At 62.6% G+C, this 23,045-nt stretch carries 18 protein-coding genes; all 18 read right to left on the bottom strand.

Annotated features, from left to right (window positions below):
• Positions 1-113: 113 nt before the first annotated feature.
• Positions 114-1,133, bottom strand: coding sequence for an alpha/beta fold hydrolase (locus QF043_RS12110; RefSeq protein ID WP_307418650.1), 1,020 nt, complete (start codon positions 1,131-1,133; stop codon positions 114-116).
• A gap of 139 nt (positions 1,134-1,272) precedes the next feature.
• Complete coding sequence (locus QF043_RS12115; RefSeq protein WP_307418651.1) at positions 1,273-3,819, bottom strand: autotransporter outer membrane beta-barrel domain-containing protein; 2,547 nt, start codon at positions 3,817-3,819, stop codon at positions 1,273-1,275.
• Between the two features lie 245 nt (positions 3,820-4,064).
• A complete protein-coding gene (locus QF043_RS12120; protein WP_307418652.1) occupies positions 4,065-4,826 on the bottom strand; it encodes a PIG-L deacetylase family protein in 762 nt (253 codons plus the stop codon).
• 177 nt (positions 4,827-5,003) lie between these two features.
• Positions 5,004-5,663, bottom strand: a complete 660-nt coding sequence (locus QF043_RS12125; RefSeq protein ID WP_305453671.1) for a glycosyltransferase family 2 protein — start codon at positions 5,661-5,663, stop codon at positions 5,004-5,006.
• The gene (locus tag QF043_RS12130; protein ID WP_307418653.1) at positions 5,660-6,259 is read right to left on the bottom strand and encodes an SAM-dependent methyltransferase; all 600 of its coding nucleotides are present in this window, start codon (positions 6,257-6,259) and stop codon (positions 5,660-5,662) included. Before QF043_RS12130 ends, QF043_RS12125 begins: the two co-directional genes overlap by 4 nt.
• Entirely contained in the window at positions 6,256-7,014 is a 759-nt protein-coding gene (locus tag QF043_RS12135) for a PIG-L deacetylase family protein (RefSeq protein WP_307418654.1), read from the bottom strand. The genes QF043_RS12130 and QF043_RS12135 overlap by 4 nt, the downstream gene beginning before the upstream one ends.
• Positions 7,011-8,009 carry an acyl-CoA dehydrogenase family protein gene (locus QF043_RS12140; protein ID WP_307418656.1) on the bottom strand — a complete coding sequence of 333 codons (999 nt, stop codon included), beginning with the start codon at positions 8,007-8,009 and terminating at the stop codon, positions 7,011-7,013. Before QF043_RS12140 ends, QF043_RS12135 begins: the two co-directional genes overlap by 4 nt.
• Before the next feature lies 1 nt (position 8,010).
• Positions 8,011-10,170 carry a glycogen debranching protein GlgX gene (glgX, locus tag QF043_RS12145; protein ID WP_099489000.1) on the bottom strand — a complete coding sequence of 720 codons (2,160 nt, stop codon included), beginning with the start codon at positions 10,168-10,170 and terminating at the stop codon, positions 8,011-8,013.
• A gap of 124 nt (positions 10,171-10,294) precedes the next feature.
• Positions 10,295-10,564: a DUF2934 domain-containing protein gene (locus QF043_RS12150; RefSeq protein WP_307418657.1), complete on the bottom strand. Its 270-nt coding sequence runs from the start codon at positions 10,562-10,564 to the stop codon at positions 10,295-10,297.
• A 24-nt stretch (positions 10,565-10,588) separates the two neighbouring features.
• Positions 10,589-13,345, bottom strand: coding sequence for a malto-oligosyltrehalose synthase (locus QF043_RS12155; RefSeq protein WP_307418658.1), 2,757 nt, complete (start codon positions 13,343-13,345; stop codon positions 10,589-10,591).
• Positions 13,342-15,426, bottom strand: a complete 2,085-nt coding sequence (gene malQ, locus QF043_RS12160; RefSeq protein ID WP_307418659.1) for a 4-alpha-glucanotransferase — start codon at positions 15,424-15,426, stop codon at positions 13,342-13,344. Before malQ ends, QF043_RS12155 begins: the two co-directional genes overlap by 4 nt.
• Positions 15,423-17,168, bottom strand: coding sequence for a malto-oligosyltrehalose trehalohydrolase (gene treZ, locus QF043_RS12165; protein ID WP_307418660.1), 1,746 nt, complete (start codon positions 17,166-17,168; stop codon positions 15,423-15,425). Before treZ ends, malQ begins: the two co-directional genes overlap by 4 nt.
• Before the next feature lie 38 nt (positions 17,169-17,206).
• Complete coding sequence (glgA, locus tag QF043_RS12170; RefSeq protein WP_305453661.1) at positions 17,207-18,763, bottom strand: glycogen synthase GlgA; 1,557 nt, start codon at positions 18,761-18,763, stop codon at positions 17,207-17,209.
• 688 nt (positions 18,764-19,451) lie between these two features.
• The gene (locus QF043_RS12175; protein WP_307418661.1) at positions 19,452-20,402 is read right to left on the bottom strand and encodes a D-2-hydroxyacid dehydrogenase family protein; all 951 of its coding nucleotides are present in this window, start codon (positions 20,400-20,402) and stop codon (positions 19,452-19,454) included.
• 26 nt (positions 20,403-20,428) lie between these two features.
• On the bottom strand, positions 20,429-21,460 hold the full coding sequence (locus tag QF043_RS12180) for an alpha/beta fold hydrolase (protein WP_307418662.1): 1,032 nt from the start codon (positions 21,458-21,460) through the stop codon (positions 20,429-20,431).
• Positions 21,461-21,503: 43 nt separating this feature from the next.
• Positions 21,504-21,947 (bottom strand): YqaA family protein, encoded by a 444-nt coding sequence (locus QF043_RS12185; RefSeq protein ID WP_058420418.1) that lies wholly within the window; start codon positions 21,945-21,947, stop codon positions 21,504-21,506.
• 3 nt (positions 21,948-21,950) lie between these two features.
• Positions 21,951-22,397: a DUF411 domain-containing protein gene (locus tag QF043_RS12190; protein WP_307418663.1), complete on the bottom strand. Its 447-nt coding sequence runs from the start codon at positions 22,395-22,397 to the stop codon at positions 21,951-21,953.
• 111 nt (positions 22,398-22,508) lie between these two features.
• A complete protein-coding gene (locus QF043_RS12195; protein ID WP_307418664.1) occupies positions 22,509-22,967 on the bottom strand; it encodes an SRPBCC family protein in 459 nt (152 codons plus the stop codon).
• Between the last annotated feature and the right edge of the window lie 78 nt (positions 22,968-23,045).

Genomic DNA, 23,045 nt, shown 5'->3' on the forward strand with positions numbered 1-23,045 from the left:
TGTTGATAATTATTCGCATTAGTGTGGCAGATCGGGCCGAAGCAAAAAAGCCTTTGGGGAGACATAGTTAACAAAAATTTCACATTTTCTGGTGTGGCATATGGCTAGAACCGTCACAGCTGTTCGGCGTCTATGACGGCCTTGGCAAACGCCGCCGGCGCTTCTTGCGGCAGGTTATGGCCGATGCCGCCGCTGACCAGACGGAACTGGTACTTGCCGGTAAAACGTTTGGCGTAGTCCTCGGGTAGCGGGTGCGGCGCACCGTTGGCGTCGCCTTCAAGGGTGATGGTCGGCACGCTAATGCTCGGCGACTGCGCCAGTGTTTGCTCCAGGGCCGCGTATTGCGCTTCGCCCTGCACCAGGCCGAGGCGCCAGCGGTAGTTGAATACGGTGATGGCCACGTGATCGGGGTTGTCCAGGCCTTTGGCGCTGCGCTCGAAGGTGGCGTCGTCAAAGGCCCACTTCGGCGAGGCGGTCTGCCAGATCAGCTTGGCGAACTCGTGGGTGTTTTTCTGGTAACCGGCGGCGCCGCGTTCGGTGGCGAAGTAGAACTGGTACCACCACTGCAATTCCGCTTTCGGTGGCAGCGGGTTTTTGCCGGCGGCCTGGTTACCGATCAGGTAGCCACTGACGGACACCAACGCCTTCACGCGTTCGGGCCACAGCGCCGAAACAATATCCGCCGAACGTGCCCCCCAGTCATAACCGCCGAGCACCGCTTGCTGGATCTTCAGCGCGTCCATGAAGTCGATCACATCCTGGGCCAACGCTGCCGGCTCACCGTCGCGCAGGGTCTTATCCGACAGAAAACGCGTGTCGCCATACCCTCGCGCATACGGGATCAACACGCGATAGCCCTTGGCGGCCAACAGCGGCGCGACGTTGGCGTAGCTGTCGATATCGTAGGGCCAGCCATGCAGCAGAATCACCACTTGGCCATTGGCCGGGCCGACCTCGGCGTAGGCCACCTCCAGCAGGCCGGCCTTGACGTGCTTAAGCGTGCCGAAACCGGCTTGGTGCTGCGCTGCCGCGGGTTGCGGCTCGGGCATCTCGGCATGGGCCATGCCCACGGCAGCGAAGGGCAACAGGGCAAAGGCCAGGAACAGTGGGTGGCGTTTCAACTGAGCGTGCATGGCGAGCCTCCTTGGGCTTGATGGGTGCCGGGTGCTCAGTTGAACGTCGCGCTGTATCGGCTGTGTTTCAGCAAACGCTATGGGTTAAACGTTGTGTATCGCGACGCCTCCTGTACACAGAGTGATACAAACATGCGGTTTAGAAATCCATGCTGAGCCCCAGTGTGGCGTGGCGACCGTTGAGCGCGTTGCTGTCCAGGTTGCGGTTGTAGCCCAGTTGGCTGTACAGACTGATGCCTTTGGCAATGGTCAGGTTGGCGCCGAGGTTGAGGTCCAGCGTGGTCGACTTTTGCTCAGTGTCGATGTCGGTAGCTTCATCGAAGCGCACCGTGTTGGTGCCGGCTCGGGCATGCCAGATGTTGGCGCGCAGATACGGCTGCAGCGGCATGCCATGCAGCTCATAACTGCCGCGCAGGCGGGCACCGAGACGGCTGGTGACGTGGGTATCGGCGTCGTAGGCAACGGCGGAGATTCGGTCGTGCTGGCTGTCCAGTCGGGTGCGGTCGACGATGAGCTGGGCTTGTGGCTCCAGTTCCCAGTGTGCGCTCACGGTAAACGGCCAGCCCACTTCGGCGGACGCCAATGCATTGCTGCCTTTGGTTGTCATCTTGATGCCTCGGTCGGACTCGTTGTTGCCGGAGAAGCGGGTGCCCATTACCACTAGGTCCAGATAGGCGCGGTTGGCGCCGATCATTGTCCAGTACGCGCCCAGGCTGTCGCCGCGCAAGGTGAGGCTGCCCGCGTGCTTGTTCTGGAAACCCGCGTTGAACCCCTTGACGTCGCCTTGCAAGCGGCTGTGGCCGACAAAAAAGCCGAATCGGTGAGTCTTGCCGTTGTCCGTGGTGGTGGCGTACAGGTCACTGCCCACCTGGAACGCCGACACTGAGCTGTCCAGCGTCGGGCTGACCGTCCCGGCAAAGCTCTGGCGACTGTTGCCGCCGAACACGCGGGCCCAGCCGGTTGGAAACACTCCGGTCGGTTGCTGCCGACCCTGATCGCCCTGGCGTTCATGGTATGTGCCCAGCATGCCGTGGACGATGTGTTCGGCGGCCTCAAAGAGCACCGAGTAAACCGGCACTTCAGCGCGGTAGAGGGGGATGGCGGCGCTGCCCGAGCTGGGTGGCAGTGCCGGTGTGCCAGGCGCAGGGGCGGGCGCCGCTATCACCGCACCGGGTGCGGGGAGGGCAGGCACGGTGGAGCGCAGGTAATAATTTTGCTCAGTACCGGCAGTTACGCCGCCTTTAAACAAGTGATAGTCAAACGCGCCGGCAGATACGGGGCCTGCCAGCGAGAAGGCACCGACGCTGCTGGTGGCGCCCTGGGTTGCCTGCACCACCGCAATGCCATCCTGCACGGTCAATGCCCCGGCACCGCCCAGGTTGGTAATGCTGATCGCCGTGGTGCCCTGCAGTGTGCCTTGGCTGACCACCAGTTTGTCGCTGGCTGAGTTATCCGCGCCCAGCACCGTTTGCAGTGCAAGTCGGCCACCCGTGCCCAGGTAATTGCCGTTGATTGTCAAACTGTCGGTGGCGCTGGAACTGTCGCTGGTCATGTCGATCAGGCCGGCGTTGTTCAAACTCGCCAATTGCCCGGCCGTGAAGGGTGAGAGGGTGCCGGTGGTAACGCTCAATCGGCTCGTTGCATCGATGCTCATCGCGCCAGTCCCGGTATCACTGCCTCCCAACACGAATACGCCGCCCAGTGTCAGGGCTGAGCCATTGACTAAAAACACCCGTTCCCAGCCGGTATAGCGGCTCGGGGCATTGGTTTGTGTGGCGTCAAAGGTCAGCGTGTCGTTACCCGGGCCGCCGTCCAGTTGGGGGTTGGAGGCCAGCAAGGTCTCGCTGAGGTTTTTCAGCAGAGCAGTATCATCATCGGCACCCAGGAGGATTGCCCCAATGATGATTCCCCCGTCGATCCAGATGAACTGATCGGCGCCGAAGCTGGTGAGGATTTGGCCGTTGACCCTGCCACCACTGAACCGAATCAGATCCACGCCGGCGCTGGTACTGATATTGCCGCCGATGATGCTGGTCCCCGACACCAGAATGGTGTCCCTGCCAAGCCCTGTGACAAGGTTGCCGACGATGGTCCCGCCGCGCATATCGAAGACGTTGTTATCCAGTTTCATATCGACGCGTCCGATTTGCCCGCCCGTCATCACCGCTTGATCGCCGTCTTCAAACGCGCCGGTGATGGTGCCACCACTCATGTCGAATATGTCATGGCCGTCACCCTGGGCCAGAGACTCGACAGTGCCACCGCGCATTACAAAACTGTCGATGCCCGCGCCCTGGATGATCGCCCCGGCCTGCCCGCCGCTAATCTGTACCAGGTCCGCGCCATCCCTTTGGGTGACGGCCCCGACGGTGCCCAACGTCAGGCGAAAGGTGTTCGCGCCGTCGCCCTGGTCCAACGCCCCATTGATTGCCGCGGTCGCACCGTTGATGTCTACCTGGTCGTTGCCGGCACCGAAGGTGACAGTGCCGTTGACAGTGCCGCTGCCGCTGATGTTCAGCGTGTTGCTGCCGCCGGTGTCGGTAAAGCCCGGTGCGGTGCCGCTGTCGCAGGTCGAGGTGTCATCACCGGCGGTGGTGTTGATCGTGCAGGCGCCTGGCGACGGCAGTGGCCAAGCAGCCATCAACGTGATAGCCAAATACGTGAGAGAAACTGGCAGTGTGCGCATGACTGCTCCTTGTCCGATGGCAGTTCCTGCACCTGGACAATCAGGTGCACTTATAGCCATGGCAAGGAAGTGCGCGATACGGAGCAGGGACTACAGGTTACCTGTTCGGCGAAAACACCGGCGAATGCAAGGGGTTGGCATGGCTTTCTCGACTGCACGTCAACCCGTGCAGGACTTTTTGCACCCTAGTCGCACATTGCGCCGGCCGCTACTGTGAGAATTAACAGGTACAGACGAGCGCTGCCCTAGGCGAACACGATCTCATAGGGCTCACGCATGCGCTCCAGCAATTCCTGGGCAAGCATCGGCGCCAGGCCGATCTCCGGGTCGCCGACCAATTGGCTGGCATACGCGTGGGCGGCGTGAAGTTTGCGCGCAACGCTCCAACTGTCCAGGCGCACTTTGCGCGCGCGTTGCCAGGGGATCACCGAGCCTTCGCGCAGCGGCCAGTGCCAGGCCCATATCGGCAGCTCATACAGGCGCGCGCCGGTGAGCATGCAAGCTTTGGCGCTGGCGCGGCCGACGGCGTCATGGTCGTCATTGCCGTCGTGGCGCCAGGTGGTGAACACCACGTCACCCGGTTGCAGGTAGCGCGCAATGAACTGGCTCATGGGTTGCTCGCGGGCGGCGAGGGCGTTGTCACAAAACCCGCCACGAATCCACTTCAGGCTGTGCAGCGGCATGCCCAGGCGCCGCAACGCCTCGGCGCTTTCCTGCGGCCGGATCACACTCAGGCGGCTTGCCGGCCAGGCGTTTGAGCCAGGGTGGCTGGCGCTGCCGTCGGTGATCGAAATCAACTGCAGCGGGTGGTTGAGGGTGCTGAGCAGTTGCAATAAACCGCCACAGGCCAACACCTCGTCGCCGGGATGAGGCGCGATGACCACCACGCGCGCACCGCGTGGCACCAGGGAGGAGGGCTTGATAAAGGGGATGTGCGCCAATTGCGGCGCACTGTTCCATATTTGCGCAGGGCCGCGACGGCCCTCGCTCAATGAGGCAGATTTCATGGGTGTCACGTCCTTGTCGAATAATGCCGGGTCGTACCCCGTTGACGGGACGACGCTCTTGTACTCAGCACAGGCTCCGCTGCGATGAACTGCGGCCATCCAACCCTGGATGGCCAGCAAGGCGATTTCAGCATAGTCAAGGATTCGGCGTTTTTACATTTTGCACGGCCGAAATTTTCAGGTGGCCTGCATCAGGCTCTTCAGGTAATCACCAAAACCGCCCTGTGCACGGCAGTCCAGGCGCGCGCTGGTAATCACCTGGGGTGTGTGGCTCCAGGCGATTGAGGCGCCGCAGCGTTCCAGGTTGCGCACCAGTTGCACATCCTCGTGGCAAGCCAGCGGCTCGAAACCACCGGATTGCACATAGGCGGCGGCACTCACGCCCAGGTTGGCACCGTGAATATGTCGATGGCCGTCGCGGGCCTCGTAGGCTTGGGTGTAGCGGATCTGGGCGGCGGCATCGAAGCCTTCGCTCCAGGCATCCACCGTTACTGTGCCGCACACGGCATCGGCGCCCAAAGCCAGTTGCGCCACCAACCAGTCGGGGGCGACACGGCTGTCGGCGTCGGTGCACGAAATCCAGCGCGCACCCTGGTTCAACAAGTGCCGCGCACCCACTCCGCGCACATGCCCGACGTTACGTGCCTGCACCTGCAAACACTGCACCGGATACGCCTGGGCAATCGCCGCGCTGCCATCACTGCAACTGTCGAGCACGGCCAGGATCTGCACAGGTTCGCCGAGCAAGCCCGGATGGCTGGCAGCAATCATTGCGGCTTTGAGGCAGTCGCCCAACAGCGCTTCTTCGTTATGCACCGGGATCAGAATGCCGATCATCGCAAGCCCTCATGGGTAGCGACCGAGGTGCCGTCACGGCTCCACAGGTCGAGTAGAAAGTCACTGTCGTGATGGTGGACGAGGTGGGCCATGCCCAAGTGTTGCGCGAGCATTTCGTGCACCTGTTCAGCCGTTTGCGGGCAGCCGTCGATGTGGGGGCGCCAGTGGCAGGCGAGCAGTTGGCCGTTGTCGGTCAGTGCGTTGAGCGCGCAGTCGATCAGGCGCTGTAAATCGTCGGCATCGAGGTAGTAGCAAAGCTCGCTCAACACAATCAGTTCGAACTGGCCGGGCGGCCATTCCTGGGGCAGGCGGCTTTGCCGGACTTGGGCATGGGGAAACGCCATCAAGCGGGTTTGCGCCAGCGCCACAGCCGCGGCGGCCGTGTCGCAGCACACCAGGCGGTCGCAGCGCGCTGCCAACTCGGCACTCAGCTCACCGTTGGCGCAACCGGGTTCAAAGATCGACGTGTAATGGGGGCGGGTCAGCACGGCCAGGGTCATTGCGCGCTTGCGCTGTTCGTACCAGCGCTGGCGAAAGGCCCATGGGTCGTCATTGCCGGCGAACAACTGATCGAAATACGGCGTGGCCACACTCATACAAATACCACTTCAAAAGGTTGCAGCAAACGCTCCACCACATAGGGTGCCAGCACCGGTGCCAGGCCCACCTGCGGGTCGCCTTCCAACTGGCTGGCAAAGGCATGAATGGCGTGACGTTTACGCGCCACCGCTTCAGGTGTGAGTGCGATCTTGCGCGCACGGTGCCACGGCACCTGGCTGTCTTCGGGCGTTGCCCAATGCCAGGTCCACACGGGCAGCTCGTACAGGGTGGCACCGATCGCCTGCGCCGCCTTGGCGCTGGCGCGGCCAACGGCTTCATGGTCGCAGTGCCCGTCTTCGCGCCACGTGGTGAACACCACATCGGTGGGCTTGAGATAACGCTCTATGAATGCGCTTAACTCATCTTCACGGGCCGCGACCTGGCTGTCGGCAAAACCTGCGCGCAGCCACTGCAAACTGTGCAATGGCAGGCCGAGACGGTGCAGGGCCTGGGCCGATTCCTGCGGGCGCACCACGCTCAAACGCTTGACCGGCCAGCGCCTGGAACCTGGGTGACTGGCGCTGCCATCGGTGACGGAAATCAGCTGGATCGGCCGGCCCAGCAGGGCCAGGCCTTGCAACAGGCCACCGCAGCCCAGCACTTCGTCATCCGGGTGCGGGGCTATGATGACGGCGCGGTGCCCCGGCGGTACCAACTGCTCGACGCTGATCTGCGGCAACTGGGCCATCAGGGCGGAACCTTGCCACTGATGCAATGGCGTGCCCTGGCCAACGATGGGGTTGGGTTTCATAACAGCCACCTCCCTGTGGGGTCGTCCGCCACCAGCTTTCCCAACGCCGCCAGGTCGCGCTCGGCGTGGCTTTGGCGTACATACACGGGTAAGTCCGCCATCAACTGGGCGAAGTGCGGATCTTTGCAATAAGGCCCGGCACCCACCGCGCGACCGACATGGTGCATGACCTGTTCGACGGTATCCTCGATGCACGCCCGTGCCTGTTGGGCCAACTGCTGCGCATCGGCGCGAGGGTCGCGGTCAATCTGCTCAGCGGCGTCACGCAGTACACAGGCGGCGCTGTTGAGCACGCTGTCGACCGCGCCCAAATGCGCCAGCGCATGGGGTTCAGGACGTTGGCTGCAATGTGCGCGCAGCACTTCCGCCAGGCGTTGTGCGCCGCCATACCAGCAGGCGGCGATACCGACGCCGCCGTGCCAGAAGCCCGGTCGTGACAGGTAGTCGCCCGGTTCGCCGACCGCAATGCCGTGGGCCTCATCGAAGAGGATTTCGACACTGCCGGTGGCCGCCATACCCACGGCTTTCCAGCCTTCGTGGGTGACGGTGACAGCGGGCTGATCCATCTCTACCGCGACCAACTGCTGGCGGTCGTCTTCGTCCCAAGCCGTCAGCAAGCCATGGCTGACCACCGCTGCGCCGGAGCACCAGGCTTTGCGCCCATCGACGATCAGGCGCTGGCCGTCACGGCGCACACGCACCTTGGCCGTCGGCGGTTCGGCGGCCCACATGCCCCAAACGCTGCCCAAGGGCGGCAAGGGGCTGTCGAGCTCGGCGATGATCGCCAGGGCATCAGTGTGGCCTTCGAACAGCTTGCACAGGCGCAGGTCATGACCTGCCACCTGTGCCAACCGGCTGAAGCGCTCGAGCGTCTGGCCGCTGCCGGGCAATGGCAGTTGGTCCAGGCCTTCTTCCTGAAGCGCCTTCAGTGCAACGCCCAGCGCCTGAGTATCGGCGTAGCTGCGATTGCCTTGAAGGAATCCATGCAGGGCCATGTCACACCTCATCGTCTCGTTGCAGTTCGAACAGCAGCAGGGAACGGCCCGTCACCGCGTATTCGTGCTCGAAATCAAAACGTTCCTGCCCGCGCACTGCCGGGGCATTGGTGTCGAGCATACAGGTCCAGAACTCACCCTGGGGCACCGGCGGCAGGCGGAAATTCACCATGTCGTGGTGGGCGTTGACCACCAGCAACAGGGTCGCGTCACCGCCTGGGCGACGAATCCCGGTTTCCTGGGCGCGGCCGTCCATCAGCATACCCAGGCAGCGGCCATGGCTGTCTTCCCACTGTTCGGTGCTCATCTCGTTGCCATCCGGCGCCAGCCAGGTGACGTCTTTAACGCCGAGATCTTCGTTGTAGTCGCCCACCAGGAAGCGCCCACGGCGCAGGATCGGGTAGGCCAGGCGCAACTTGATCAGGCGTTTGACGAACTTGAGCAGTGCCTTGCCGTCGTCGTCCAGGTCCCAGTTGACCCAGCCGATCTCGCTGTCCTGACAATAGGCATTGTTGTTGCCGTGCTGGGTACGCGCGAACTCGTCACCGGCCACGATCATCGGCGTGCCTTGGGCCAGTAGCAGCGTGGCGAAGAAATTGCGCATCTGGCGCAGGCGCAGGGCGTTGATTTCCGGGTCTTCGGTGGGGCCTTCGACGCCGTGGTTCCAGGACAGATTGTTGTTGCTGCCGTCCTGGTTGTTCTCGTCGTTGGCCTCGTTGTGCTTGTCGTTGTACGACACCAGGTCGTGCAGGGTGAAACCATCATGGGCAGTGATGAAGTTCACCGAGCTGTAGGGCCTGCGCCCCCGGTGGTTGAACATCTCGCCCGAGGCGGTCATACGCCCGGCAAAGTCCGCCAACTGGCCGTCATCGCCTTTCCAGAAGGCGCGCACGGTGTCGCGGAAGCGGTCGTTCCATTCCACCCAACCCGGTGGGAAGTTGCCCACTTGATAGCCGCCGGGGCCGCAGTCCCAGGGCTCGGCGATCATTTTCAGCTGGCGCAGCACCGGGTCCTGGCGGCAGGCCACGAGGAAGCTGTGGCGCTCGTCGAAACCGTCGCGGTAACGCCCCAGAATGGTCGCCAGGTCAAAGCGGAAACCGTCCACGTGCATCTCGGTGGCCCAGTAACGCAGGGAGTCGGTGACCATTTGCAGCACGCAGGGGTGGCTCAAGTCCAGGGTATTGCCGGTGCCGGAATCGTTGATGTAGAAGCGTTTGTCGTCGGGCATCAGCCGATAGTACGAAGCGTTGTCGATGCCGCGCATCGACAGGGTAGGGCCACGCTCGTTGCCCTCGGCGGTGTGGTTGTAGACCACGTCGAGGATCACTTCGAGCTTCTGTTCATGCAGGTGCGCGACCATCTCCTTGAACTCGGCGATCTTGCCGCTGGCCAGGTAGCGCGGGTCGGGCGCAAAAAAGGCGATGCTGTTGTAGCCCCAATAGTTGGTCATGCCTTTTTGCAGCAGGTGCTGGTCGTTGACGAAGGCATGCACCGGCAGCAGTTCAACGGATGACACGCCGAGCTGGCGAATATGCTTGAGCACGTCATCTTCCATCAGCCCGGCACAGGTGCCGCGCACCGACTCGCCCACCGAGGGGTGACGCATGCTGATGCCACGCAGGTGGGTTTCGTAGATGATCGTGCGGTCCCATGGCACCCGAACCGGCTGGTCGTTGCCCCAGGTGTGCGCCGGGTCGATGACCTTGCACTTGGGCACGAAGGGCGCGCTGTCGCGTTCGTCGAAACTGAGGTCGTCGTCCGGGTGGCCGATGGTGTAGCCAAACAGCGCCTCGGACCATTTGAGTTCACCCACCAGCTGTTTGGCATAGGGGTCGATCAGCAATTTGTTGTGGTTGAAGCGGTGGCCATTGGCCGGGTCATACGCACCGTACACGCGGTAGCCGTAAATCAGCCCTGGGTGGGCGTCGGGCAGGTAACCGTGGAAGGTTTCGTCGGTGTATTCGGGCAGTTCGATCCGTTCAAGCTCGACCTCGCCGGTGTCATCGAACAGGCACAGCTCGACCTTGGTGGCATTGGCTGAGAACAGCGCAAAGTTGACGCCCAGGCCATCCCAGGTGGCGCCTAGAGGGAAGGGCAAACCTTCACGAATCCGCGACGGCTCGTTTTCCGGCGTGGCTGAGTTGTTATCGGGTTTGCTCATTAAATTGCTCCTGCAAGGGTCTTTTTTCGGGCCGAGCGCTACCGTGCCGACGGTTGCTCAGCTGACGCACTGAAAAGTAAAAAGGGCCTCCTGCCGAGCGTGTCGGCAGGAGGCGCGTGGGCTGTTAAGGTTTCGGTTTTTTCGGCGCCGCAGGCTTCTTCGCCGCTGGCGGTGCGGGCTTGCTGGCTGCCGGGGCCGGCGGCTTGGATTTAGGCGCGGGCTTGGGCGCGGTCTTGGGCTTGGCCGCAGCCTTGGGTTTGCTCGGGGTCAGCGCTTCGGCTTCGGCCAACTTGCGCGCCATCTCCCAGTGGCGTGCATCTTCACCGTGGGGCTTGCCTTCGGACTCCCAGATCTGATGCGCCAACTCGCGTACGCGTTTGTCTTCAGTACTCATCGCAATACTCCTCACAGAAAATTTTCAGCTTTCTTGATCATCGGAATTGATAAAGACATTGACCGGGAAATCCCCCAGGGCAGCGCTGATCAACAGCTCCTTGTTTGGTGTGACTGCGCCTGTATGAAAAAGTCCCTTCCAGTTTTGTGTTGTGGTGGCGAACGGTAATTTCACCCGCGTATCGCCCCAAACCTGCGCATTGATATGGGGTTGTTCACCGTTTTCCAGCAAGCGATGAGGCCAGCGTGGCACCACCACCAGCAGGTGTTTGCCCTGATACGCGCGGCAAAATGCGACGACGTGATCGGCGTGTTTGCCCAGCACTTCCAGCGGGGTGTAGCTGCCGCGTTGGAAGAGTTCGGCATTGGCCTTGCGCACGGCCAGCACCTGGGCAATCAGCGCCTGTTTGATACGCCCGTCGCGCCAGTGGGACAACAGCTCGCCGACGTTCGGTGGGGTCTGCAGCGCGTGTTGCCGTGCGTTGAAATCCACCGGGCGGCGGTTGTCCGGGTCCACCAGGCTGAAGTCCCAGAACTCATCGCCCTGGTACAGGTCCGGTACACCCGGCACGGTGATACGAAGCAAGGATTGCGCCAGGCCGTTGAGTGCACCCGCCGTGGCGATAGCCTGGGCGGCGCTGCCGATGGCGTTGCGTAGCGTGGCGCCGGCATCGCTGAGCAACAAGCGTGACAGGAAGGCTTCGACCGCCTGTTCATAGGCTTCGTTGGGCGCGCTCCAACTGCTTTGCAACTTGGCTTCGCGCAGGGCTTTTTGCTGCCATTGCCACAGGCGTTGCTGGTAAGGCTGCATGTCCGGGTGGGTATCCAGCGGCCAACTGCCGAGCAGCACTTGGTAAAGGATCAGTTCGTCGCCCGCCGACGGGCTGTGTGCATCATCGCGCAACGGTGCGGCGAGGCGGCGCCAGTGCTCGACCTGTTCGACATACCACGGCGCACATTCACTCAGTACCGCCAGGCGTGCCCGCGTGTCTTCACCGCGCTTGTGGTCGTGGGTGGCGGTGGCCAGCAGGTTGTCGGGGAAGGTCTGCAGGCGCTGCTGATTGGCCGCATGAAAGTCCGCCAGCGGCGCGCTGAACTGTTCGGTGCTGAAGCCCACATCGTTACGCGACAGCAGCACTGCCGAGCGGTAGAAAGCGGTGTCCTCCACCGCTTTGGCGGCCGCCGGCGACGTCAGCTGCTGGAAGCGCACGCAGGCATGCTTGAGCATCTTGCGCTCACGGCCCACCGGGCGATTGCGCCACGGCTGGCCGCCCAGCCATTTTTCCAGGTGGTCGAGCACCGGCCAGTCGCCTTCGCCCAAGGTGCTGCGGGCACCGGCCAAGGCTTGCAGGAAAAACACATCATCGTGCGCACTGCGCCCACGGGCGCTGATGTAGGTGCGGTACACCGGAAAGTGCACGATCAGTTCCTGCAAGGCACGGCGGATCGCGCCCAGGGTCAGGTCGCGGGTCATCACGTCATCGCGGGCCACTTGCAGCAGCGCCTGGGCCACGCTCTCGAAGTCACCGGCCAGGGAGCCGTTGAGGATCTGCTGGCGGGCCAGCCAGGCCTCTTCGATAAAGGCAGCAGGCCGTTCGCTGTGGCGCGTCCACAGCTCAGCCAACGGCCCGAAGCCTGCCGGGTTGTGTTGCAACAGCGACAGCTGGTTCATGAATTCATAGCCGGTGGTGCCATCCACCTGCCAGTCTTCGCGCAGGGTTTCGCCTTCACCGAGGATTTTTTCCACGAAGATCGGCAAATGCCGGTCGGGCGAAAGAGAGTCCACGCGCCGACGCAACTTGCGGCAATACCCGCGTGGGTCGGCCAGCCCGTCGATATGGTCGATGCGCAAGCCGTCCACCAGACCTTGGCCGATCAGCTCGAAAATCTTGCCGTGGGTGGCTTCGAACACGGCGCTGCGCTCAACGCGCAGGCCGCCCAGTTCGTTGACGTCGAAGAAGCGCCGCCAGTTGATATCGTCCGCTGCGGTACGCCAGCTGGCCAGCCGATACACCTGTTGTTCCAGCAAGGCGTGCAAGTGAGTGAAGCCGTCCGGCTGGCGCCCATCGAATTCGGCCAGCCGGCTTTCGATGGCGTGCAGCACCGAGGCTTCCGTGGCCCGTTCGGCCAGCACGTGTTTGAGCCAGCCGGCTTCAGTGTAGGCGTCATTCTGGTGGGCGAGGGCGCTGAAACGGTCGGCCAGGGGCTTCAACGGCTCATCGCTGCCCAGGATCATGGCGTAGTCACGCGGGCAAATGGGGAAGCGGTGCTCGTAATGCTCGACGTAAAACCCGCCGTGTTCGGCATCGAACTGGAGCGCCAGGTTGCCGCTTTGCAGCGCTTCACCGTAGTCGCTGCCCAGAAACGGCATCAGCAACTGGCCCTTGAGCAGCGGGTCCGGCGAGTGCCACTGGATATCGAAAAACTCACTGTAGGGGCTCAGGCGGCCCCATTCCAACAGGTCCAGCCACCACGGGTTGTCCGCGCCGCCGACGGCCATATGGTTGGAGACGATATCGAGGATCAGCCCCATCCCGTGCTCGCGCAGCGCCGCAACCAGCCTGTGCAAGGCCGGTTCGCCGCCAAGCTCGGGGTTGACGCGGGTTGGGTCAACCACGTCGTAGCCGTGCATGGAGCCGGCGCGGGCGGCCAGCAGCGGCGAGGCGTACAAGTGGCTGATGCCGAGCTGGGCAAAGTAGGGCACCAGGGGCACGGCATCATCCAGGGTAAAACCTTTATGAAATTGCAGGCGCTGGGTCGCGCGCAGGGGTAATGCATTCATCGGTCACGCTCATGGGCTTGGTTGCGCGCCACGGCCAGCAACTCCAGGCGACGCGCGGCGCCGTTGTTGTCGAGCAGGCTGGCGGCCTCACCCGGCAGGCGGCGGCGCCAATTGGGGTGGGTGTCGGTGGTGCCGGGCAGGTTGGGTTGTTCCTCAATGCCCAGCGCGTCTTCCAGCGGCAACAGCACCAACGGCGCGCGGGTGTGGCCCAGGTAGCGCACGCTGGCGTCGATCATATGGTCGGTGTCGTTGCGGATTTCATCGACGAAGTTCTGCGGGTCCTGGCTCAGGGCCTGGCGCAGCGCCTGGCGTTCGCGCAGGCGGTGTTCGCTCCACTGCTCCACGGTGGGCGCATCGATCAGGCCCAGCTGGATATTCCATTCGATATCGCGGCTGTGCCACCAGCCGTTGAGAGTCGGCAAGTCGTGGGTGCTGGTGGTGGCCAGGGCGTTGTCCGGCCAGTCGAGGATCGGCGTGAAGTGGCCTTCGTGGTTTTGCTCAAAGAGCAACACGCGCATGCCCAGGATCGAGCGGCCGCTGAGTTTTTCGCGCAGGCCATCGGGTACTGTACCCAGGTCTTCACCGAGCACGATGGCCTGGTGGCGGTGGGATTCCAGCGCCAGCAGGCGCAGCAGGTCATCCACCGGGTAATACAGGTAGGCGCCATCGCGCGGCGTAGCGTCCATGGGGATGACCCACAGGCGTTGCAGGCCCATCACATGGTCGATGCGCAGGCCGCCGGCGTGGGCGAAGTTGGCCCGCAGCATCTCGATAAACGCGCGAAAACCGTTGCGCTTGAGGCCTTCGGGGGAAAACGCTGAAATGCCCCAACCTTGCCCCGCGCGGTTGAGAATGTCGGGCGGCGCGCCGACGGTAAGGTTGGCCAGCAACTCGTCCTGCCGGCTCCAGGCCTGGCTGCCGCCGCCGTCGGCACCCACGGCCAGGTCCGCGATCAGACCGATGCCCATGCCACTGCCACGCGCAGCTTGTTGCGCGCGCTCCAGGCAGCGGGCGATCAGCCATTGGCAGAAGGCGAAATAGCCGATTTCATCCGCATGTTCGGCGGCAAATTGCACCAGCGCCGGGCTCTGTGGCGAGCGCCAGGCTTCGGGCCAGTGGCGCCAGTCGAGTTCTTCACCGGCGGCGGCGCGCAGGGCCTGCACGGCTTCGAAGCGACAGTGGTTTTCCAGGGCTTCGCCGCCGGCCTGGCGAAAGCTCAGGAAGTCGGCGTGTTGCGGGTGCTGGCCGTGGCGGAAATCTTCATACAAGGCGCGCAACAGGCGCTGCTTGGCGCGGGCGGCGGTGGGCCAGTCGATCAGGCTGAGCTGCTCCAGCTCGTGCAGCTCATCGGTGAGGTCCAGTGCCTCGATGGCGTTGCGCACTTCACGCTCGCCAAGGATGCAGGCGGGCGAGGCATACAGGCTGTTGAGGAACAAACGGCTGGAGGGTGAATAGGGGCTGTAGCGCTCGGTGTCGGCACTGAACATGGCGTGCATCGGGCTGATGGCCAAGGCATCGGCGCCGCGCTCGGCGGCGCTGCGGGCCAAGTGCTCCAACGCCAACGTGTCTCCGAAGCCGCCGTCACCCAGGCGGCGCAGTGCATACAGTTGCGCACTCAGGCCCCAGGCGCGGGCCGATTGGCTGTCCACCGCTTCACCAACGCTGTAGCAATGGGTGGGGGCCACGGCCAGGGTGAAAGTTTGGTCGTCGATATGCACCTGGTGATAACCCAGTGCGATCACGCCGGGCAGTTCGGCATTGCCATCCAGGCGCAATTCGAGGGTTTCACCCTGTTCCAGGCTGACGCGGCAGGGTGTGTCCGGGGCAAAGTAACGCGCGAGGTCCAGACCCGCACCGGTGTCCACCGTCATCAGCGGCGGCAGGTGCTTGTCTTGTTGCACCCGTTCCATTTCGAGCAGGCTGGCATCGATCTCGGCGTCGGTATCGGCCGGGTGGCCCAGGCCTTTGAGGACGGCACGCAAGGCGGCGGGTTTGACATGTTGCGGGCGGCCGTTGGCGTCGATCCAATCGACGGCCAGGCCCGCGCGGCTGGCGAGTATTTCCAGGTTCGCTTCGCTCAAGGGTGATCTCCAGCAGGGGATATGGCGACGCGTGCACTCAATGGCGCCAGTTGCGCGCCTCCATGAGCAGACGTCTCGAATAGCAGGTGTGGCGGCGCCGGATGATCCAGCGGCGTGGCGCCCAGGTTCAGGTCGATCTGCAACACGCTGCCGTTGCCCAGGCGCCAGCGCGCGCTGACGGCGCCGTCGGCCAGTACCTGCGCGCCGAGGGCCACGCTGCCCGGCAAGTGCGGCACGATATGCCGATGGCGCAGGCTCAGCAGCTGGCGGTATAGCTGCGCGTGTTCGTTTTCGGTAAAGCGGGGCGCCGACTGTAGAAAGGTCGGCAGTGCGTTGGGGTCGGGAATATGTTCGCGCCGCTCAGGGTCCTTGAACGCTGCGAAGTCGGCGAATTCGTTACGCCGACCTTCGCGCACGGCTTCGGCCAGCTCACCGTGGTGATCGGTGAAAAACAGGAACGGCTGCTCGGCGTTGACTTCATCGCCCATGAACATCAGCGGAATCATCGGCGACATCAGCAATAAGGTGGTGGCTGCTTTCAGCGCCTGGGGCGAGCACAGTTGGTGCAGGCGCTCGCCCAAGGCACGGTTGCCGACCTGGTCGTGGTTCTGCAAGAACGCCACGAAGGCGCTGGGTGGCAGGTCGCCGCTGGGCTCGCCGCGTGTGTGGCCGTGGCGGGTGGTGTGGCCTTGGTAGACAAAACCTTCGCCCAGGCAGCGCGCAAGTTTCTCGGTGGGGTCTTGTGCGAAGTCGCTGTAATACGCATCCGTTTCGCCCGTGAGCAGCACGTGCAGTACGTTGTGGAAGTCGTCGTTCCACTGCGCATCAAAGTCGTGCTTGAGCAGGCTGGCCTGGTTGAGTTCGTTTTCCAGTACCAGCCACACGTGCCGGCCGGGGTCGACCTGCTGGCGTACCCGTTGCGCGAGTTCCTTGAGGAAACCGGGGTTGTCGATGGCGTGCACCGCGTCCAGGCGCAGGCCGTCGAAGCGGTACTCGAGCAACCACATCAGCGCGTTGTCGAGGAAAAAGTCGCGCACCTCGCGGCGATCGAAATCAATCCCGGCGCCCCAGGGCGTGTGCACGTCCTCTTCAAAGAAGCCTTGGGCGTACTGGCCCAGGTAATTGCCGTCGGGGCCGAAGTGGTTGTAGACCACATCCAGGATCACCGCCAAACCGTGTTCGTGGGCACTGTCGATCAGGGCCTTGAGTTGTTCGGGGGAGCCATAGGAGGCTTGCGGGGCGTAGGGCAGTACGCCGTCGTAGCCCCAATTGCGCTCGCCGGGAAATTGCGCCAATGGCATCAGTTCAATGGCGGTCACCCCAAGCTCGGCCAGGCGGGGTAGCTGTTTTTCTACGGCTGCATAACCGCCCATTGCGCCGACATGCAGTTCGTAGATAACGGCTTCATGCCAAGGGCGACCTTGCCACTGGCTGTGTCGCCATTGGTAGGCGAGGGGATCGACGACGATGCTCCAACCGTGTACGTCGGTAGCCTGAGCCCGGGAAGCGGGGTCGGGCACGTCGTGTTCGCCGTCGATGTTGTAGCGGTAACAAGTGCCCGCCGGGCACTTGGTTTCTACCTCGAACCAGCCATCTGCCTGGGGCAGCATGGCGATGGACTTGCCGTCTTGCAATTCAACGCTGACATAAAACGCGTCTGGCGCCCACAAGGCAAAACGCGTGTGTTGCGCGTCCAGCATGATTGCGCCGTGGGGCCAGGTTTCCAGAGTCCGTGACGGCATCTATGAAGACCTCCCTTTTTTTAAACAACAACTAAAAATTACTTCGTGGGTTTCCCCAGGGCCTTGGCCACCAGCTGTTCATACAGTTCAGCGTAGGGTTCCACCGCCTGGCTCCAGTTAAACGGCTGGGTCATGGCGCGGCTGCGCATGGCGTTGAGCAGGCCTTTATTGGCAAATACCCTGAACGCGCGGCTCAGCGCTTCTTCATAGCTCTCGACGGTGGACTCATTGAACAGAAAGCCGGTGACGCCATTTTCGATGGTGTCCGCCAGGCCGCCAGTATTGCGCGCCACCGGCAGCGAGCCGAAACGCTGGGCGTACATCTGGCTCAGACCACAGGGCTCGTAACGCGAGGGCATGAGCAGGAAATCGCTGCCGGCGAACATGCGTCGCGCATCGGTTTCATTGAAGCCGATGCGCACACCCACCTGGCCAGGAAAGCGCAGGGCCAGTTCGCGCATGGCGTGTTCTTCTTCCGGCTCGCCGCGGCCGATAATCGCGATCTGGCCGCCGTTTTCAACGATGTAACGACTGACCGCTTCGGTCAGGTCCAGGCCTTTCTGGTACACCAGCCGCGATACCACCGCGAACAGCGGGCCAGTGGAGTCGTGCAGGCCAAACAGTTCGCGCACATGGGCGGCGTTCACCGCCTTGCCGTCCCAGTCGCCGATATTGAAGTTATGGGTCAGGTGCGTGTCGGTGGAGGTTTCCCAGCTTTCATCGATGCCGTTGGGAATCCCACTGAGCAGGCCTTGCTGGGTCTTGCTGGCAAGGAAGCCATCGAGGCCACAGCCGAATTCCGGCGTAGTGATTTCCTGGGCGTAGGTCGCACTCACAGTGGTGATATGGCTGGAATACGCCATGCCGGCCTTGAGGAACGACATCTTGCCGTAGAACTCCATGCCTTCCTGTTGCAGGGCGTGGGGTGGAATGCCCAACTCAGGGGTCGAGGCCAGGCTGACCACACCCTGGTAGGCGAGGTTATGGATGGTGAACAGCGTAGGGGTGCGCGACCCACGCCAGTGCATATAAGCCGGCGCCAGGCCTGCGGGCCAGTCATGGGCGTGCACCAGGTCCGGGCACCAGTGGATTTGTGCGAGGTTGGCGGCCATGTCGGCGGCGGCCAGGCCCAGGCGGGCGAAGCGAATATGGTTGTCCGGCCAGTCGCGGCCGTTGTTGGCGCCGTAGGGCGTGCCTTCACGCTCGTAGAGCTCGGGGCAGATCAGCACATAGATGACCAGGCCATCCTTGAGGTCCATGCGCCCGATCTTGCACGGCGGCAGCGCCGCGTGGCCGCCCAGTTCGCCGATAATATGGATCGGGTTGTCGCTTTCCATCACCTGCGGGTAGCCGGGGATCAGCACGCGCACATCATGCAGGTGCGCCATGGCACGAGGCAGGGCGGCGGAGACGTCGCCCAGGCCGCCGGTTTTCACCAGGTCGGCGAATTCGGACGTTACAAACAGGACTTTCTTACGATTAGGGTTCTGACTCACGATCGGCCGCACAGTGTTGGGCAGGTCGGCCAACGAAGTCGGTCCCCCTGCCGGCTGACTAAAACGCTCTCCCTGAGTATCGACTGCAGCACTGATCATCGTTCTCTCCTACATATTGGGTCGGCTGATGGCCCGCTGCCATCGGCTCCGATTGGCCACATCCTGCGGCCAGGCGCACAAGCACAGTACAAACTGGCAAGGCGTATGCCAGTTGCACTCATTGCGAAAAAAGAGTGGATGGACGGGCATTCGGCACAAGTGCCTTCGCTCGCCTCCCTTAAAAACTTGACCTGCGGCAGAGTTGTAAAGTTTCGATTTTTTGCGGGGTTTTTGTTTTGGAACGGACCCATCGGTCATGAGTCTAGGACAGATCCCAGAGCCTGTATGGTTTATAGGCGTTTTTTGTAGGACAAAAAACTTGTAACGATATGCACCGTTCGAAACTGTGGTGATTGTGCGAGAACGGCGGGGTGATGGTGGCGAATTGCCTGGGTGTAGTGAACAGGCTCACTGTGGCAAGGAGGTTTTATTTGGCATGCAGGCGTGTTGTGCCGAGTTGTGCCGAGCTGTGGCGAGCTGTGGCGAGCAGGCTTGCCCTGCGTTGGAGCGCGCAGCGCTCCCAAATGGCCCATTCGGTGCGTCAGATAGATCGGGTGTGTTCATTAATAGGGCTGCTGCGCAACCCAACGCAGGGCAAGCCTGCTCGCCACAACAAGCCTGCTCGCCACAACAGGCCTGCTTGCAACAACAAGCGTGCATGCCAGGAGAAGCCTGTTTGGCAAACCGCCTATAGGCTGCGAATCGGCGTCCCGCTGGCCCAGGCTTGAATGTCTTCGATCATCTGCTGATAAAACTGCCGATAATTCTGTTCACTCACATACCCGACATGCGGCGTGGCCAACACATTCGGCAGACGCCGGAAGGGGTGATCAACCGGTAGTGGCTCTTCGCTATATACGTCCAGCGCGGCCCCCGCCAGTCGCCCGGCGGATAACGCCTCGATCAGCGCTTGCTCATCCACAATCGGCCCACGTGATGTATTGACCAGACGCGCACTGGCCTTCATCCAGCTCAGCGCCTGGGCATCCACCAGGCCGCGACTGCGCTCGCTGAGCACCAGGTGCACGCTCAGAATATCCGCCTGTTCAAATAACTCACGCTTGCTGACCCAGCTCACCCCCGCCTCGGCGGCACGCTCCGGCGTGAGGTTCTCGCTCCAGGCAATTACGCGCATGCCGAATGCCTGGCCAAACTGGGCGACTTTCTGGCCGATGCTGCCCAGCCCGAGTACCCCCAGGGTTTTGCCATACAGATCGCCGCCCAAGCCGACCTGCCAGCCGCCGGCGCGCAGTGAGTTGGCTTCGGCCAGCAGGTTGCGGGTCGACGCCATGATCAGCGCCCAGGTCAATTCCGGTGCCGCCTGCTTGTAGCTGTCGGTGCCGCACACCTGGATGCCCAGGGCTTTAGCGGCGGCAATGTCGATGGCTGCGTTACGCATGCCGCCGGTCACCAGCAGTTTCAGCCTGGGCAGGCCTTGCAGCAGGACCTGATCGAAGGTCGAGCGCTCGCGCATCAGGCAAATCACGTCGAACCCCTGCAAACGTTCAACCATCGTGGCGGTATCAGCGGGGTAATCGTGCAGAAAGTGCACCTCGCCCACCGACGCCAGCGCTGACCAATCCACCACACCACTGGCTACATTCTGCCAATCATCAATGACTGCGATCTGTACCGACATTCACGAGTGCCTCGAAAAAGTTTGGGTTAAAGGGCGTTCAACCCCTGCAACAGTGCCTGATGGAACTGCGCCGGTTCTTCCATCTGCGGTGCGTGGCCCAGGCCCGGGAATTCCACCAGGGTCGCATGGGGGATCAGCTTGGCCGCCTGTTTGCCCAGCACGGCGTAGTGACCAAGCCTGGCCTTGACCGCCGGCGGCGCGATATCGCTGCCGATGGCGGTGGTATCGGAGGTGCCGATCAGCAGCAGCGTGGGCATCTGCAAGTCCTTGAACTCGTAGTACACCGGCTGGGTGAAGATCATGTCGTAAATCAGCGCCGAGTTCCATGCGACCTGGGTGTGGCCGGGGCCTTTATTCAGCCCGGCAAGCATGTCGACCCAACGCTCGTATTCCGGCTTCCAGCGCCCGACGTAATAAGTGTTGAGTTCATACTGGCGAATGCCATCGGCGCTGAGTTTCAGCTCGCGCTCGTACCACTGGTCGACGCTGCGATAGGGCACGCCCAAGGCTTTCCAGTCTTCCAGGCCGATGGGATTGACCAACGCCAACTGCTCGGTTTGTTGCGGATAAAGTAGTGCATAACGGGTGGCGAGCATGCCGCCGGTGGAATGGCCGACGAGGGTGGCCTTCTGAATGCCGAGTTTTTCCAGCAATTGATGGGTGTTGATCGCCAGTTGCTGGAAGCTGTACTGGTAGTGGTCCGGTTTGCTGGAGGTGCAAAATCCGATCTGGTCCGGCGCGATCACGCGGTAACCCGCTGCGCTCAGGGCCTTGATCGAATCCTCCCAGGTCGCACCGCAGAAGTTCTTGCCGTGCATCAACACCACGCTGCGGCCATTGGCACGGCCCTTGGCAGGCACGTCCATATAACCCATTTGCAGGGTTTTGCCTTGGGACTGGAAACTGAAATGTTCGACCGGGTAAGGGTATTGAAAGCCTTGCAGCTCGGGGCCATAGGCGGTGGCAAGGGCAGTAGCGGCGAGGGCGGGAGCGGCGAGGGCGGGAGCGGCACTTGCCGTCAGCAGCCCGGCGATGCAAAAGGCGCGAATTAAGGACATGGAAGGGCTCCGATGGGAATGCCCGGATGCTGTTGCGAGGGGATTAAGTGGGGATTAACACCCACTGCAAGGTCAGCGCCGCCAGTACGCCATAGCGCAGGCTTTTGGCCAGCGTGACCAGCAGCAAAAACCGCCACAGCGGTTCGCGCATGACCCCGGCGACCAAGGTCAGTGGGTCACCAATGATCGGCACCCAACTGAGCAATAACGTCCAGTGCCCCCAGCGCTCGTAATGGCGGCTGGCCTTGTCGAGCTGCTTTGCGCTGACCGGAAACCAGCGGCGATCCTTGAAGTGTTCAACCCAGCGGCCCAGCCACCAATTGACCACCGACCCCAGGACATTGCCCACCGTCGCAATACCCAGCAGCAGCCACAGGCTGTAGTGGCCGCTGAGCAATAAGCCCACCAGCACCGCTTCCGATTGCAGCGGTAACAAGGTTGCCGCGCCAAAAGCGGCGAAAAACAGCCCCAGGTAACCGGCGAGCATGAATCAACGGGCCGGGTAGTCGGCCACCACCACATCCTGACCCTCGCGCGTCAGGCCGATGACTTGGTAGGCCTCGCGCCGGTCACCCATTTCCATGCCGGGCGAACCCATGGGCATGCCGGGGGCGGCAATACCCAGCAGATCATCGCGTGTGCGCAACGCCAGCACCTGTTCGGCGGGCACGTGGCCTTCGACGAACTTGCCGTCGATCACGGCGGTATGGCACGCGCCCAGGCGCGGCGCTACACCCAGGCGCTGCTTGACGGCGCTCATGTCGGCTTCGACATGGTCATTGACCTTGAAGCCGTTGGATTCCAGATGGCTGATCCATTTTTTGCAGCAACCGCAGTTGGCGTCGCGGTGTACGTCGATTGGGATCAGGTCGGCGGCCTGGGCCAGTGTGGTGGTGAACAGGGCGCAGAGTAAGGCCAGTCGTAACGGGTTTTTCATGCGGGTCTCGTGGGCAAGAGGACGGCGTCGGGGTTTTGCGGCGATCATGACGACGTCATCGCAGGCAAGCCAGCTCCCACGGGGTGACAGGGCGTCAGTAATGTATCTGAATTATACGAAGGCCACATTTTCCAGGCGGTGCTTGAGCCGGTCCAGGGCAATGGCCGACAGCTCGACCATGCGCGTGTGCAAAGTGGCCAGTTGCAACTCGGTCTCGTAGGTGAGCACCCGTTTGAACAGCGTGCCGTCACGGTGGGGTTGCAGGAAGTAGTGAATTGAACCGTCTACCGCCAGGGAGGTGAACACGGTCTTGAATTCACTGGGGCAGCGGGCGATCTGCACGCGATAACTCAGGGGAACGCGCACGCCCAGCAGGTCGATGATTTCGGTAAAGCGCGTGCCGGCCGGCAGTGAGCCGGTGGTGCCGGTGTCGGCACTCAGGGAGGTGGGGTGCCACTCGTGCCAGCGATCCGGCTGGGTCACGTAGTCGTAGATGACCTCGATCGGCGCCTGGATGAAGCGTTCCTGACTGATCCGCTCCAAGCGGACCGAATGCTCAGCAGCGTGCATGACACACCTCCTGTGTGGCGAGAGTTTGTCCTGAGACTGTCAGAATAGTCCCACTCCCGCGCATTGCACGGGAGTGTC

Source organism: Pseudomonas sp. W3I7, assembly GCF_030816095.1.
Lineage (GTDB): Bacteria > Pseudomonadota > Gammaproteobacteria > Pseudomonadales > Pseudomonadaceae > Aquipseudomonas > Aquipseudomonas salomonii.